We start from the raw sequence: 14650 nt of genomic DNA, 5'->3' as shown, positions 1-14650 counted from the left end.
CCCAATCGCTAAAAAAAAGCATACTAAGCTTGCGAAATTTTCATTTTTTCTTATACATTCTAGATTCAATATACTTTATGTCACCTTCCAGAGGAAATATAGTTTTTATTTCTGAAGGCATCTTGACTGAAACAGGAGAATATAAAGTCCAAGAATAATGTTCGTAACTTATGTCTTTTCTTTTTCCTCCTCCGTCGCTCGCAGAAAGAACTATACTACTGGGAGGTAAAGTAATTCCAAGATGTTCATTTAATTTACAGATATCCCATGATTCTTGTTCAGAGTCACATCCTGTTGTTAACAGGATACAAAAATCAAAAAAAGTTCTATATAATATACTCACGGAATTATTTACTTTAGTCTTGTTTCATTGATATTCCCTCATCGGAGCAATCTGAAATATAACTGTGCACAAAAGCCATTATTTCCTTAATTAATTCGTACTTCGCTATCTGCAAACACCCTTAATAGAGAACTACCAAAATTGTTTTTACTCTCTTTATAGTACGGCATTCCATATAATCAAAATAAAGAAAAGAACAAATATAGTATTTTACTTGAAAATTTTCATGAAATGTCACCTCTGAAAAATCAGAGGTGACAAAATTAATTTTTTTTAATATATTTATTCTTTCTTTTTAATAGAAAAATCACGCTATTTAAATAGTCCTTTCAATCCTTTATACATCAAGAAAAAAAACGTGTGAACAAAAAGAGGAATGCATCCATAATCCAATAATAAGGGAATAGATTCGTATTCTTCCATATCTATTCCAGGAAGATTCATAGCTAAATAGATTGCACCCCCACCCAACAGAGGAATGCAAGATGATTGTTTGGATTTTATTACAAATGATTTAAAAAATATTATCCAATTATATAAACTAACAATACTTCCAAAAACAACTAATATCCAAAATAAAATTATATTAATCACCATTTTTTATTAATTCTAATTAAGGTTTATAAATTCTTTGTTTAGCAGGAACGAGTAATTTTATAGCCCCATCAATTCCTTTTCCTCCCGGACATTCGATGGACTTTTTGGGAACGACATACGATTGGACTTTCCAAGGAGGAGAAAATTTATTCCCCATTCCTGGCTGCCATTTTCCAGACCAAATATAATTCCATAATGTTGGCTCTCCTTCCATGACCCAAGTATTAGGTTTTAATTCAGCTCCCCATCTAGATACAGTAGTTACTTCAACATTTTCGGCTTCTACTATGATTGTTGGACAACAAGATTTCACAGGAGTTGATAATGCTTTTGCCCCTAATGCAATTTCTGCACCCGTAGCAATATTTTCGGAGAATTGCGGAGAAACACCAACTGCCTTTGCAGCACTAGTTATTGCTTCATGTGTCATTGTTGAATTATATTCTCCAGTAATAAGAACCCTAAGACCAGCTTGGGCAACATCATTTCCATGCACATATAAAATAGCTCCAATGACTTTAGACATTGCTGTAGGCTCTGGAGCCAAAAGACCTGCAGATCCTGCAGTTGCTTCAAATCCACCTCCCATTACCTGTAAAGCTCCTTGAAGCCTTGTAGTAATATTATATTTTTCAATAGTTTTTGCAACAACAATTACCTTTCGTTTTATGCCTTTCCACAAAACTTTAGTCAAATTCTTTTTTCTTGAATTTGATGGTACTGATGATGGTATTCTTAATGATTCATACCCAGTAGTACCTGTCCAAACTCCACCAGGAGGAGGAATAGTGCCTAGATAATCAACAACGAGGTAAGAATTATTTTTTAAAGATAAATACAGATTCCACCCGCCCTGTTTCATGATGGGATCGCGGCTGATCCGCCTGCCGTCGTGCGGATTGAGATGCCGGTAGTTGTAGTAGACCAGCCCAAGCTCATCATCGTTGTATTCGCGGCTCCACTGGATGGGCAGGGCGACATCCCCTTCGGCGGTGACTTCTCCGTAAGGCGTGTAAGTGTAGACTGTGCGCAGGTAACCGGCTTTCCCGAAGATTTCCGTGACGTTCCTGGTCAGATCCCACCCGTAGGCATACCAGGTGCCGTCTTTGCGGATGGCCAGCGGGCGCGTAGCCTCAGGCTGCGTCGGGTCCCAGAAGAGGAACCATCAGAAGGCTCCGCTGACGGCATCTATGGCGGCTATTTGCAGGTAGCCACGGTACATGTAGCGCAGGTAACTGCTCAACGTCCCATTGACGCTCTCTTTGCGGGTGTGCCGCCTGCCCATGTAGTCGTAGGCGCATTCCACGGTTGTCCCGCCGTCCTCGCTTTCGAATTTCACGGGCCGGTTTTCGGCGTTGTAGGTGACTTGCCAGATGCCCGTGGATGTCCTTATCAATGTCTGATTTCCGTCCGCGTCGTGAACCGGTTCAAAGGCGGCTTATTCTCCGCGCTCGATGGCGGTGTATTGGTTGAGCGGGCCGGTTGTGTAGGCAGTCGCTTCTAGCATCCTCAACCTGTGTTAATTACCGAGATAGTTGTATGTAAAACTCTAATCGGGCGTGGCGACATAATAGCTGATTCCCGTCAGCAGATTACAGTATATTTCGTATATATACACTTTGTAATAAAGATAAAAATCTGATAAGAGACACCCGGCAAGTGTAGCTTACCGGGTGCCCAAAAGAATCTCTATTTAGTTATGTTACTCATTAAGATGAAAATTCAGCTTTAACAAATATAGTTAATTTTCAAAAAAATAATGCTAATTAAAAAAATATTAAATATAAATTTAAAGAGACTTCCTTTTTTGCAAACAGCGAATACCTATAAATTTTAAAATTTTATTCAGCACACATCCATATTTATATTCATAATATTTTTCTCCATATCTAGATATTGGATAGATGATACGATCAAAAAAGTTAACATGAAATTCCATGGATATATTCACATTAAATTTTTCCAAAACAAAATTAATTTCATCAATATTTTTCTCTGTTATAATAATATCAATATCTTCGTTTTCAAGTGAAAAAAGAATGTGTTGATTACTATCAATATCTAGACTATCCTCCTCCCACCATTCAACAATATAATTTATTTTTTCATTTTTAATTTTATTAATTAGATTTTTGTCCATTTCCTTTACACTTTTTGTGTTGTGTAAGAGTATTGACGGACATTCGAAAATGCTTCTTTATTTCTGCAAATTGCGCCGTTAGAAATGCATGAAGGATCAGTTCCCCCAGAACATATAAATATAATTATTTTTTCTATCAAACCAAAACATGGGATCTTGATATGGCATTTCCGTCGTATAATAATCACACTTTTCAATAATAGAAGTATCCCACCATATTTCTGTAGAACAATTTGGAACAAAGCCAGGAATGGAATTATGCTTTTTATAAGAAACGTCTCTTCTAGATATTTTTTGAAAATCCTCCATAAGTTTTTTTTCATTGTTTATTTCAGATACTTTAATACGTGCAAAAATCGCACGATTCCCTTCCATAAAATAATCTATAAATAAGGTTTCTTCTGGTAAATGAGACTCAAACTCTCTCTTAAACACATCAGGAGAAACGCTCCCCCTAAATACTAAATCATCATCAGAAAAAATAAATAAAAACAGAGATATAACACCAAGAATCGTTAATGACGTACCCCAAAAAAATAATTTTCTCTTCATAAATTTTCTATTCATAAAATTCTTAAAACTCTTTACGCCCTCTCATCTCCCATTTCCCATTAACATGGAAAGGTCGCAAATATCCACTATCTTCTAATCGATATCCGACAGCTGTAGGTGATTTTTGACCTCGGAAAGTTGTTGCTAATTTTCTATTCGCAGGACTTATAAATGTATAGTAATCAGTTAAATTAACATTAATAAGGTATTCTACAATACATTTTCCTGACTCCTTCATTTTACATATTTCACCATCAAATGTAAGTCGTGCATCACCAAAAGCGGTATATATATCTGTACCTTTATTAGATTTGAAATTATGCGCGTATGTTTTCATTTTATACATCCCATCAGGTTTAGAACAATAGTTTACCTTCAGATAATTTTCAAACCAATCTTTAAATGATTTTCCAGATGCGTCATGCTTACTTGAACTTTCAAACTCTTTTTTTGCAATTTCAGCTTCAGCGGCATTAAGTGTCCAATTACCTGAGATAGCTCCGTCTGCATGATCCATTGCAGTTTTTGTCAATACCCCAGCAATGGAAAATTTACCACTAATCCACAGAGCCTTGTCTACCGGAGTACTGCTGTAGGAATATTTAAAAGCACTATACCAAGTTCCTTTATAAAATTCTCCAAGATAATCCCATCTGTTCACTCCGTTATTTCCTACAAAGGCGAACAAATTCCAACCGCCCTGTTCCGCGATGGGATCTCGGCTGATCCACCTGCCGTCGCGCGGATTGAGATGCCGGTAGTTGTAGTAGATGAGGCCGAGCTCGTCGTCCATGTATTCGCACGAGAAGCGGAATTTGTTCTCTTGCGCCATGTTGCCTTCCGACGTGACCAGCCCTCCATACGGACGGTATTCATACAGGGCGCGGCGTCCGCGCGCTTCCCCGAAGAGGGAAGTGACGTTCTTCATCGCGTCGTGCATGCAGTAGAGATGCTCTTTCACTTGCGTCCCGTTCGCCTCCCAGCGCGTCATGGCCAGGACGCGCGTGGCCTGAGGTTCCGAGGGGTCCCAGAGGTAGCTGCGCACAAGCTTCGGCGTTTCCCCGGTCAAGTCGCACTCCGCCACCTGCAGGTAGTCCCGGTAGAGGTAGCGCGCGTGGAAGCCCGTTGTCCCTCCGACCGTCACTTTTTTCTCAAACCTCCTGCCCATGGAGTCGTAGGCGCATTCCACGGTTGTCCCGCCGTCCTCGCTTTCAAATTTCACAGGCCGGTTTTCGGCGTTGTAGGTGATTGTCCAGATGCCGGTGGAAGTTTTCACCAGCGTCTGGTTGCCGTCGGCGTCGTATTGGGGAACGAATGCCGCCGCGCCATTTCCGGCGATGCCCGCGTATCGGTTGAGTTCATCGGTTTCATAGTCCGTCGTGTTGCCGAATTCGAAGGCTTCCTTCCGGTTGCCGATGTTGTCGTACTGGTAGCCGAAGCGCCCTCCGGGCCTGAGCTGGTCTCCGATCAGTTCGCCGCGGCTGTTGTAGGTGAACAAACGCGTCGTTTTGGGCTCCGCCGTGTTCCACGTGTCCCTGCGCCGGGTCGGACGGCCCAGCGCGTCGTAGTCGTATTCATGTCTCGCCGGCGGGTTGGTGCTTCCGGGCCTCTGGTAGTCGATGACGGAGAGGAGGTCGCGGCTGCTTTCATAGGTGTTGACCCGGGTCATGCCGTTGGGGTAGGCGAGTTGTTCCACAAGCCCTCCCTGTTCGCAGTAGGTCCAGGAGAAGGGGTTTTCCATGCCTTCCGCCGCGAGGGCGGAGAGGCGGCCTTTGCCGTCATAGGACAGGCGCTCCTGCTGGACGCGGCGGCCGTCTGCGCTTAATTCATACCCTGCCTGACGGCCGAGCCCGTCATAGAGTTCGGAGACCTGCCAGGAGAGGCCGTTTGCCTCAAGGCAGTCTGTTTCCGGTTCTCCGTAGGGATTGCAGGCGAAGGTCCGCGTTCCGGCGGCATCCGTGATTTGCGTCAATTGGCCGAGGTGGTCGTAGGCGAAGCTCTGGCCGGGCGTGGCGTCCGAGTAGCTGATTCCCGCCAGCAGCCCGCGGGCCTGTTCGTAAGTGCGGGTCTTCACGATGCCGCGGGCGTTTGTTTCCGTGGCGAGCCTGTTGAAGGCGTCCCAGGTTTTGTCCACGTGCGTTCCGTCGGCATAGGTTTTGCGCGTTTCCAGCCCCGTGGCGTCGTCATAGCTCCAGGCGGTGGTGTCGCCGTCCGCGCGGCCGGTGGGGTCTTCCGCGATGTCTCCTTCCTGCGCCGCGCGGAAGGTGGTCAGGCTCACCAGGCGGTCCGCCTCGTCGTAGCCCATCAGCAGGGGCTGCGTCCCCGTTCCCCATTCGGCCGTTTTCCGGCCTCTGGCGTCGTATCCGGCGCACGTCGTATTTCCCAGCGCGTCCGTCACTACGGCGGCCAGGTCAAAGCGGGCGTCGTACTGCGTGACGGTTTCATTTCCGGCGGCTTCCGTCACGCTGACGGCGCGTCCGGCCAGGTCGGTCCGGACCGTCGTTGTGTTGCCGCGGCCGTCCGTGCGGGTCAGGGTCACGCCCGTGGCCGTATAGGCGCGGGCGGCCGTTTCCGTGATGCCCGCGTGGTTCTGCTGCGAGAGCATCAGGCCGTCCGCCGCCACCGTTTGAGCCGTGACGCTGGAAGAGGGGATAACGCTCTTTTGGATTCTTTTCGTATTTTCAGCATACTCCGTCCATTCCGCCGAAGTCAAGCCGCGTTCGTCGATATTTATGGTTTTTGTTTCCAGAACTTCGGAGAGTTCAGACAGGAGCTGCTTCCGTACGGAGACGAGCGGATGTCCATCTGCATGGTAGCGGGTTTGCGCCGTGACCAGATAGACGCCGTCTTCCGCGTTTTCCACGCTGAAGGCATATTCCCGGATGGGGCTGTTGTCCGGTGCGGGCTGCTCCGCCAGGGCGAGCGTTTCCCTGGTCATGTTGCCGAAGGCGTCGTATTCGTAGAGCATGGGCGCCATGGCGACGGCCCCCTCCTGCGTTCCCGTATCTCTCCATGTGCGGATGAGGCGCCCCTGTGCATTATATTCGGAATGGTCATACAGGAACCCGGCAGTCGTGGGCGTCACTTGCAGGACGCTTTGTCCGAAGCCGTTGACCAGGGTCCGGGAGAGGATGGTGGTCTGGCCGGCCAGGGTAACGGTTTCCCTCAGGCAGTTATGGTCGATGTCATAGACATGGCGGCGTTCGCGCTGTCCCGTGCCGTATTCATGGAGTACGGAGCCGTCGGGGTGACGTTCGGTGACGAGGGTGGCGCCGGCGGGCGTCGTGACGGTTTCCGTCAGGCCGTCTTCGCTGTAGGCTGTCGCCGTCACGCGGCCCAACACATCGGTTTGCCTGACGATACGGCCGAGCCTGTCGTATTCCACGCTTTCCGTCGTGGTCATGGCTCCCCTGTCCCGGCGCGTCTGCAGGGCGCGCCCGGCGGCGTCCCGGGTGTAGGTGGTGATGGTTTCCGGGGTAATGACCGTGTTTCCGTCGCTGATTTCCGAACGGATGGTTTCCACCAGCTGGTGGGCGCTGTTGTAGCCGTACGACGTCAGGATTCCGTCTTCGTCCGTTTCCGAGAGCTTGCCGCAGCACATCCAGGACGTGGCGCTGACGCGGCCGTTGCCCCGGGTGGTTTTCGTGCGGCGGCCTTCTTCGTCGTATTCATGGGCGCCGCTTGAGAGCAGCAGCCAGTTGTCGCCATCCCAGACGCTTTCCTGTTCAACAAGCACCGTGTCGTTGGCGGCAAGGAATGATTCCGTCTTGCGGCTCTGTCCGGCCGCCAGTTCGCCGCCGACCTTGGTAACGGCCGTCTTTTTGTGCGCGGCGCCGTGTTCCGCGGCCGCCTCATAGTTATAGAAGGTTTCCACGCCGGCAATGTCCCGGGTGAATTTGGTTTGCCCGGCGGCATAGGGATAGGCGGCGGCTTCTCCATACGTTTCTTCCACGCTTGTCTGTTCCTGGCCGGAACCGGCGGCAGTCACGGTTTTGGTCACACGTTCCATGAGGGGGGAGCGCTCATAGGCGTAAGCGGCGGCCGTCAGTTCGATTTCCGTGCCGTCGGACAGCACCCGGGATTCGGCGATACGCGCCGGACGGTTGTCGTAGAAGCGCAGGCCGGCGTATTCGGTCCGGGTTACCTGTTCTCCTCCGCCGGCCCAGGGCGTCGCCTCAAGCGTGACCCGTCCTTCGCCGTCGTATTCATAGCGCGTGTAGCCGCCGTCCGGACGGTTGATGCGGGAGACGCGGTACTGGCTGTTGTATTCGTAGGAGGTCGTCCGCGCCAGCGGCGTGTTGAAGGCTTCCGTTTCGCTTACCAGCAGCCAGCCGCCGTCCGTGTATTGCCTGACGCTGCGGTTGCAGGCGACCGGCTCGGCGTCGTTGATGCCTCTGACGGTTTCGATGCGTTCCGAGAGGCCTCCGTAGAGGCGGTTGGTTTCAATGGTGCGGATGATGGTGTCGTCCCCCTGGCCTTTGGCGATGCTGACTTTGCCGGGTTCTTCCGTACGGGTGATGGTGTGGGCCGGCAGTCCGCGCTGCTGGCGCGTGATGACGGTGGTCCGCACGCCGTTTTCTTCCGAGGACAGGTAGGAGGAGGTTTTATAGGGTTCTCCCGTTACTTCGTATGTTCCGTCGGCCAGAGCCGTGACGGCGGCGGGAGCGTACCATTCCAGGACGAGTTCTCCGTCCGCTCCGGTCCGGGTGCGCATCAGCCCCTCCGCGGCGCTGTAGCTGCTTACCAGGTTGCCCGCAGGATCATACGTATTGTTTACATTGCGGAAGTAGTCTTCCGCCAGGAGCACTTTGCCGGAGGCGGAGGTCATGGCGACCACGGCGCCGGTTTCCGCGGAGAAGCGGATGTTTTGCCCGTCCGCGTCCACCAGGGAAAGGTAGGCGGGGGCGCCGGAAGCGGCAGGCGCCAGGGTTTCGTCCAGCAGCTGCACCCTGAAGTCGCGCTTGCGGGAGATGCCCGCGGGGAGGGCCGCATCGGAACCGGCCTGCACGTTGAAGTAAAGCGCGGCGCCCGCCGGCGGCATGATGGTGATGAGGCCGGACGTTTCGTCCAGATGGGCGCGCCAGGCCCATGGGCTTACGTATTTCAGGCCGCCGCAGGCTTCCGCCGTTTCACGGGCGTTTTCCGCGGCGCGGAGGCTGAAGGCCGCGGGAGACGGAGCCCCTCCCCCGGCCAGGAATTCGGCCTGGGACATGCAGATTTCCACGCCGGGGTCACCCGGCAGTTTTTCCGCCGCAATGGTGTATTCGTTGCCTTCCGTGTCCGTGCACGTACCGCAACGGCAGCAGATTTCCTTTTCTTCCGGCGGCACGTCCGAAGAGGAGCTGCTGGAGGAGCTGGATGAACCGCCGGAGCTTCCATGGGCAGTCACCGTCACGGAATAGCGGCATACGGATTGGTTGTATTCGTTGTGCGGTATGTCGATGTTCTGGTGCGTGATGGAGAGGGCGTACGTTCCTTCGGATAGTTCAAAGGAGCCTGATTTGGTCCATTCCTGGTGGCCTCCCAGTTCTCCGGGTTCATCGGCGTCAGGGGTCAGGTCCAGTTCGAAGGTGCCGCCCGGGCCGGAGATGGTCAGCTTGCCCCAGTCGTCCACCGTCAGGCTGGCCACGGCCGTGGCCCCGCCTTCCGGGACGTTGAAGGTGTCGTTGACGGGGGACATGAAGACATCGGCTCCGGCAGACGTCTGAACGAAGTTGTCGGATTTTTCATAGATGACAGTATCCGCGCCGTAGGGCTGGATGGGGGTGGATATGGCATTGAGGGATGTCGCGGCGCCAGGCGCGCCAGGCTGGCCGTCCGCCCCGGGAAGCCCGGCGGCGGGGTTGGGGTTCATCTTGTTGGCGGACCCCCTGTTCAACGTGGGGGCGTCGTTTTGTTGTTCGTTGGTATACATGGTGTGTGATGGTTGTTGCTTGATTGCGACGTCTATAAACGCCGAGTAGATTGGTTCATCTTCCCATCCGTCCGCACCACGGCGGACGGGGAAGGAAGAACAGGGAATGGAGACCATGCCCGTCAGGACACGGACTTCGGAAAAGGTATCTGCCGGCTGCCGGCGACGGGGGTCAGGGAGAACGGACCGCGGGAAAATCCGCTGCCGTTTTTTTCCAGAGCTTCCGGCGTCCAGTCATTCCAGAACAGCGTGAGAAGCCCGTCCTGCAGGACGTAGCGCCCGGCGCAGCCGCCGGCGCCGCGCATGAAACGGCCCCGGGTAAAAAACAGGAGTTCATCCCTCCAATGGGGATGCACGGCGTCATAAACGGCCACCGGCTCATCATGGAAAAGGGCCTCAATGCCGTACATCTTACCTGGAGAGCACCAATGGGCGCTCACCTGGTCATTCAGGCGGTGGGGCGCCGGAGCATGGCTGAGGAAGAGACGCGGCGTGGCATGGACGCGCGCGCCCAATTCCCGCGCCAGCCGGCCGAAGATGACGTCCTCCGCCCCGGCGGCGGGAACCCGGCCGCCGTGCGCCACCATGCCCTCCACTAGCGCCCGGCTCATCAGGTAGCCCGCTCCGCCGCTGGGGAATCCCCTGTCCGCCAGGGACATGTCGCCCACAAGGTCATAACGGCCGTCGCAGAGGCTTTTCAGGCGGTCAAGCGCCAGATAGGTATCGTCGTCGCACTTGAAAAGCCAGTCAAAGTCATAATGTTCCAGGGCATATTGATAAAAGGCGAGCCCCTTGGCGGGCAGGTGCCTGTAATCGTCCTCCACCCAAAGGGCCACTACATCGGACTCATGGGGCAAGGGAGTGCGCCGCCCCAGGAAAAATCTGCATTCCACACCCTCCTGAGGATGGGAAAGCCAGGTCTCCCGGCACGCCTTGCGGCGGTTCGCCGCGCCTGTGCAGCTGCAGATGCCCACCAAGATATTCACTTTTTTACGCGATCCGGGGGCAGGCTTCCAAGCGTGGCCCGGCAGATGCCGGTCCAGCAGTTCGCCTGCCATGCTGTTGCGGCTCATATTTTCCCAGGCATCCGGCTCCCGCCTGGCCATCTCTCCCCAGAGGTGGACGCACCAGGCATTGGACAATTCCGGTCCGGCAAGGCGTATGTTGCCGTTGTAGCAGTCGCGCCATCTCGTCCAGGGGACCGGATACATGTGGGAAGACGGAGCGGCCCGGTCAAACAGGCCGTAGTGGCGCAACGCGCGCGTCATCCCGGTGGGGCCGCAAAATCCCCATGGCACCTGGCGACGGCGATCGGCGACATCCGGCACACGGCGGAGCAGTTCCTCCTTGGCCCGGATTTCTTCCGGAGAGTCCCAAGGGACGCGGAGCGCCGGATCCTCGGCAAGGCGGCACAGAGTTGCGGGAACGGAATGACCGGGAGGAAAGGCCATGGCGCCCACGGCCACCACCTCCGCCCACTCCTTACAATACCAGAGAGGAGGGGAAGGAAGTTCATCACCCAGGCAGATGACGTCCATATCCACCCAGAAGCCGCCTTCCTGTGAAAGGAATTTCATGCGGAACCAATCGGAAAACGGCGCCAGGCTATTGTGGGAATCATGGAAAATCGCCTCCTCCGGAAGAATATCCCGCGCATCGCGCACAAGTGTTCCCGCGGGAATATTGTCGTAATTCCGGTAGGTGAAAAGCTGGAAAGCATGGCCATGGTCCAGGAACGATTTGATGCAGAGAACGGACATCAGGGGAAGTTCCCCGCCCACCCAGAGGCTTGTAACGGTTCTTGTATTCATTGTTTTACGGGTATGGGTTCGTGGCGGAATTACAGTGTCACCCAATGGGGAAGGTAAATATCCCGGTAGTCTTCCACACCGCCGACAAACCAGTCGCGCGGAACGATGACATTCCGGGTATTTCCCAGCCACGCGCCCCACCAGGAAAAGGAAGAACAGGACATAACGAGTTCCTCCATCGCTGTCATGCGGCGGAGGGATTCGCACGGAGAGCCGCGGTCAATCTCCAGCGCAAAACGACCGAATGCCGGCATGCGCGCAAGCATCTCCGCCGCCTCGTCCGGCTCATCACTGAACAGCACCAGACGGTTCTTCCCGGGTGATAAATGGCCTGCGGCTCGCCGCAGGAAATCAGGGTCCAGAATGCGGTGCTTGTCCCGGAGACGCCTGTAGTCTCCAAGCCGGATGTGAATGCCAACGGAGCCGGGCTCCTTCTCCGCGGTGAGAGGCGCAAAAAGCGCCCGGATGAACGCTTCCTGCCCTTCCAAATACCGCGCGCTCTGGAAGTAGCCGCGAAGCCCGCCCGTCCGGATGCGGGCGGGAATCGGACAATAGGAAAAGGAAGGCTCCTGCCAGGATGGAGGTTCATTGGTGCCGCACGGCGTAGAAGGGAGCACCCAGCCGCCGAGCCGGGCACGCAGCATCAGGGAAGCGTCGTTATAGGTCCAGGGCACCCGGCACTCCACACCTACGTTCCGGGAGTGGGCGCAGGCGGCCGCCAGCGTGAACATGATGTTACCCAGTCGCATGCCGGGCAGGAAACACGGGGAAACATATTTTTTATTCATAAGTCCGGTTTTCCGTTCCATGTTCATTCCGGGAGCCTTGCCATCGCCTCCAGCACTTCCTTCCAGCTCTCCAGGGAAACATCCAGCCCGCCCAGCGCCCGGCCGCGCGCGCGGGCCGCCTCCGCCATGTCGTCGCGAAGATTCGGTTCGCAGGCCATTTTGGAAGCGTAGTAGATGAAATCCCTTTCGCTGCCGCACAGCCATCCTGTTTTGCCGTGCTCCACCATCTGCCGCCACCCGCCCCGGTTATCCACAATGAGCACGCTCCCGCTGGCCATCGCCTCAAAGCCGATGCGGGGCCAGTTTTCCGTCGTATCCGTCGGCTGGAGGATGATCCGGCAGTGCCGATAAAAATCCTGCTGGGAAACTTCCCTTTGATTGCGGGCAGTCCGAATCCAGTCGAAGGGCCGACCTATCTTGGCTTCGCTCCTCTTGTCAAAACCGAGAAAAAGGCCGCGCTTCTCCACGGGGGATACGAACGCGTCGTAGATACGCAGGGTGTTGGTCGCGAACTTGTCGGCATCCTGGCGGGAGATGCGCCCACAGCCGAAGAAATCTTCATCTCGTTCCCGGATAAAGGGAAAGGATTCCGCATGGAAATAAGGCCTGAAGGTCAGGAACTGCACTTGCGGGTCGCCGTTGAGCTTGCGCAGCACGGGCATGGTTTCTTGGCGGACGGCTTCATTCTGATAGAGGAACATGGCGATTTCCCCCTTCTGCATGGCCTCCTTTTCCCTGGGGAAAAGCCATGTCATGCAGTTGATGAAAACAGTGCGTTTCGTATGCCTGCGTATTTCCGACAAGGCATTGAGGAAATCGGCATTGCAGAAACCGAGCACGGGGTCGCTGGGCTGAACGGCCGACCAGTCCGCGGGGGCGTGCATGATGACGCCCAGAGAAACCATCTCGTTGTAAAGAGGCTCCCCGTGGTAATCCCAGGAGGGAATGAGATGGACTTCCACGCCCATCTTGCGCCAGACAATGATCTGGTGATGAAGTTCCGTTCCCGCTCCTCCGTAGAGGCTCGGGAACCCGTTGACGAATAATCTTTTGATTGGACTGCTCATGAGCGCTGCTCTTCGTTGCGGAGGGTGAGTAAAATTTAACCGATGCTCCTGATGAAGGAGGAGAATTCCGGTGTACTGCGGCCCGCACTGCGCAGCGCGGGAATGAAAATGCCATTATGTTCCAGTCTCCTGAGCCTGGTAGTCAGCTTCCACTTGCCGGCGAACAATTCATTCTTCAGGGCAAATCTGGAAGCCGTGAGGATGTCGCGCCCCGCAAGGTAATAAGCCATGCCGCGCAGGGACCAGGCGGCCAGCCCGAAAGCCTCTCCTTCGTACTCCAGGGGAAAGGGATAATCCACGCCCTCCGGCGCCTTGAAAAGCGCCTGCACATGCAGGATGGGAGTGAAAGAAGGCCGGTTTCCCGGATCTCTGCCGACCATGCCTCCGGAGGCTTTTACCTCTTCCAGAGAATTGAAAACGGCAGGCTTCTCCACGGAATCAAAGGGAAGTTTTTCAATAAACTGCTTGCGCGCGGAAAGCACGGAAAGCTCCAGTGGGACGCTTCCGTCGGAAAGCACGACTTCCCTGTTGAGGATGATGCTGCCGGGGGAAAATATCCCGGAAAGAGCGCCTACGCTTTGAACAATGTTCAGGCGGGGAAGAACAATGTCGTTGTTCCTGATATCTCCGGTAACCGTGCCTACAGGAAGCAGGGGGTTATGGGAGGGGCCTGCCGCGGCATCTGCCACGGGACAGGAAAGGGAACTTTCCGAACGCTGAGGCCGGGAACTGGAATTCCCGCATGTTTTTGTTGTATTCATCATTTTGTTTTTCAAATGCTTATGGTTCTTGATAAAGTGAATAAACGGATCTTCACGGAGCTGTCCCGGACAGGGCATGCACCAGAAAAGAAAGAACGTTCATCTGCCTTCACAATGATTGCTTGCCGCGTTTCCGGAAATTCGCCGCCTATTTCTTAAAAAAGTGAATTTTTCTTCCCGGAGCCGTTTCCTGAGGCGGCGCGCCCTGCTTTCCTCCAGATGAATGCTTCTGGCTGCCCGTGACAAATTTCCTTCAGCGTCAATCAATGCCTCAACCAGCTCCCTTTCCTGCGGCTCTAGGGATTCCATTTCCCGCTCGAAGTCTTCCCGGAACATCAGACCGGAAAGGAAGTCCGAATGCCCGTCAGCGTCAATTTCCCGGCCATCTTCATATTCAAGCGGACGGGCTTTCCGCAGCAGCAGCCTCTTCTTCCGGTTCCTTTCGCGCAAATAGCGTTCCGGCTCAAAAACGGTTACATTGCCTAGGTATGTTTTCATGCCGGCGCCTCCGCTTTTCCGGTAACGGCGGCAAATTTCCCAGCACCGGATTCTGAACCGTTGGAGGACATCCAGATATTCTTCCTCAGATATCTGAAACCCGATGGATTCTGCTTTTGTTCGGAGGCGCTGAACGAGGTATAAGGCGTGGTTTTCCACGGTTTCCAACAAGGGTGGTG

Annotated in this window: 11 protein-coding genes; all 11 read right to left on the bottom strand. The window is 53.6% G+C overall.

Annotated elements, in window-relative coordinates; all coding sequences use genetic code 11:
• Positions 1-40: 40 nt before the first annotated feature.
• A complete protein-coding gene (locus O4G22_RS05910) occupies positions 41-343 on the bottom strand; it encodes a hypothetical protein (RefSeq protein WP_306713825.1) in 303 nt (100 codons plus the stop codon).
• 613 nt (positions 344-956) lie between these two features.
• Entirely contained in the window at positions 957-1973 is a 1017-nt protein-coding gene (locus O4G22_RS05905; protein WP_306702426.1) for an RHS repeat-associated core domain-containing protein, read from the bottom strand.
• 132 nt (positions 1974-2105) lie between these two features.
• On the bottom strand, positions 2106-2336 hold the full coding sequence (locus O4G22_RS05900; RefSeq protein ID WP_306702405.1) for a hypothetical protein: 231 nt from the start codon (positions 2334-2336) through the stop codon (positions 2106-2108).
• Between the two features lie 393 nt (positions 2337-2729).
• Positions 2730-3080 (bottom strand): hypothetical protein, encoded by a 351-nt coding sequence (locus tag O4G22_RS05895; RefSeq protein WP_102734346.1) that lies wholly within the window; start codon positions 3078-3080, stop codon positions 2730-2732.
• Between the two features lie 96 nt (positions 3081-3176).
• Entirely contained in the window at positions 3177-3647 is a 471-nt protein-coding gene (locus tag O4G22_RS05890) for a hypothetical protein (RefSeq protein ID WP_128153485.1), read from the bottom strand.
• A 7-nt stretch (positions 3648-3654) separates the two neighbouring features.
• On the bottom strand, positions 3655-9546 hold the full coding sequence (locus O4G22_RS05885; protein WP_306702404.1) for an RHS repeat domain-containing protein: 5892 nt from the start codon (positions 9544-9546) through the stop codon (positions 3655-3657).
• A 122-nt stretch (positions 9547-9668) separates the two neighbouring features.
• Positions 9669-11357, bottom strand: a complete 1689-nt coding sequence (locus O4G22_RS05880) for a hypothetical protein (protein WP_306702403.1) — start codon at positions 11355-11357, stop codon at positions 9669-9671.
• Positions 11358-11386: 29 nt separating this feature from the next.
• Positions 11387-12145 (bottom strand): alpha-1,2-fucosyltransferase, encoded by a 759-nt coding sequence (locus tag O4G22_RS05875; protein ID WP_306702402.1) that lies wholly within the window; start codon positions 12143-12145, stop codon positions 11387-11389.
• Positions 12146-12168: 23 nt separating this feature from the next.
• Entirely contained in the window at positions 12169-13212 is a 1044-nt protein-coding gene (locus O4G22_RS05870; RefSeq protein WP_306702401.1) for a glycosyltransferase, read from the bottom strand.
• Between the two features lie 35 nt (positions 13213-13247).
• Positions 13248-13901: a hypothetical protein gene (locus O4G22_RS05865; protein ID WP_306713824.1), complete on the bottom strand. Its 654-nt coding sequence runs from the start codon at positions 13899-13901 to the stop codon at positions 13248-13250.
• Positions 13902-14072: 171 nt separating this feature from the next.
• On the bottom strand, positions 14073-14471 hold the full coding sequence (locus tag O4G22_RS05860; RefSeq protein WP_306702399.1) for a hypothetical protein: 399 nt from the start codon (positions 14469-14471) through the stop codon (positions 14073-14075).
• Between the last annotated feature and the right edge of the window lie 179 nt (positions 14472-14650).

The sequence above is a fragment of the Akkermansia muciniphila genome, assembly GCF_030848305.1.
Classification (GTDB): Bacteria; Verrucomicrobiota; Verrucomicrobiia; order Verrucomicrobiales; family Akkermansiaceae; genus Akkermansia; species Akkermansia muciniphila_A.
Note: the sequence above shows the minus strand (reverse complement) of the source record. Positions and strands in the feature narration are given on the sequence as shown.

Excerpts from the sequence above, each read along its gene's own strand:
- O4G22_RS05895 (WP_102734346.1), bottom strand. The coding sequence starts at position 3,080 with ATGGACAAAAATCTAATTAATAAAATTAAAAATGAAAAAATAAATTAT.
- O4G22_RS05890 (WP_128153485.1), bottom strand. The coding sequence starts at position 3,647 with ATGAATAGAAAATTTATGAAGAGAAAATTATTTTTTTGGGGTACGTCA.
- O4G22_RS05885 (WP_306702404.1), bottom strand. The coding sequence starts at position 9,546 with ATGTATACCAACGAACAACAAAACGACGCCCCCACGTTGAACAGGGGG.
- O4G22_RS05880 (WP_306702403.1), bottom strand. The coding sequence starts at position 11,357 with ATGAATACAAGAACCGTTACAAGCCTCTGGGTGGGCGGGGAACTTCCC.
- O4G22_RS05875 (WP_306702402.1), bottom strand. The coding sequence starts at position 12,145 with ATGAATAAAAAATATGTTTCCCCGTGTTTCCTGCCCGGCATGCGACTG.
- O4G22_RS05870 (WP_306702401.1), bottom strand. The coding sequence starts at position 13,212 with ATGAGCAGTCCAATCAAAAGATTATTCGTCAACGGGTTCCCGAGCCTC.
- O4G22_RS05860 (WP_306702399.1), bottom strand. The coding sequence starts at position 14,471 with ATGAAAACATACCTAGGCAATGTAACCGTTTTTGAGCCGGAACGCTAT.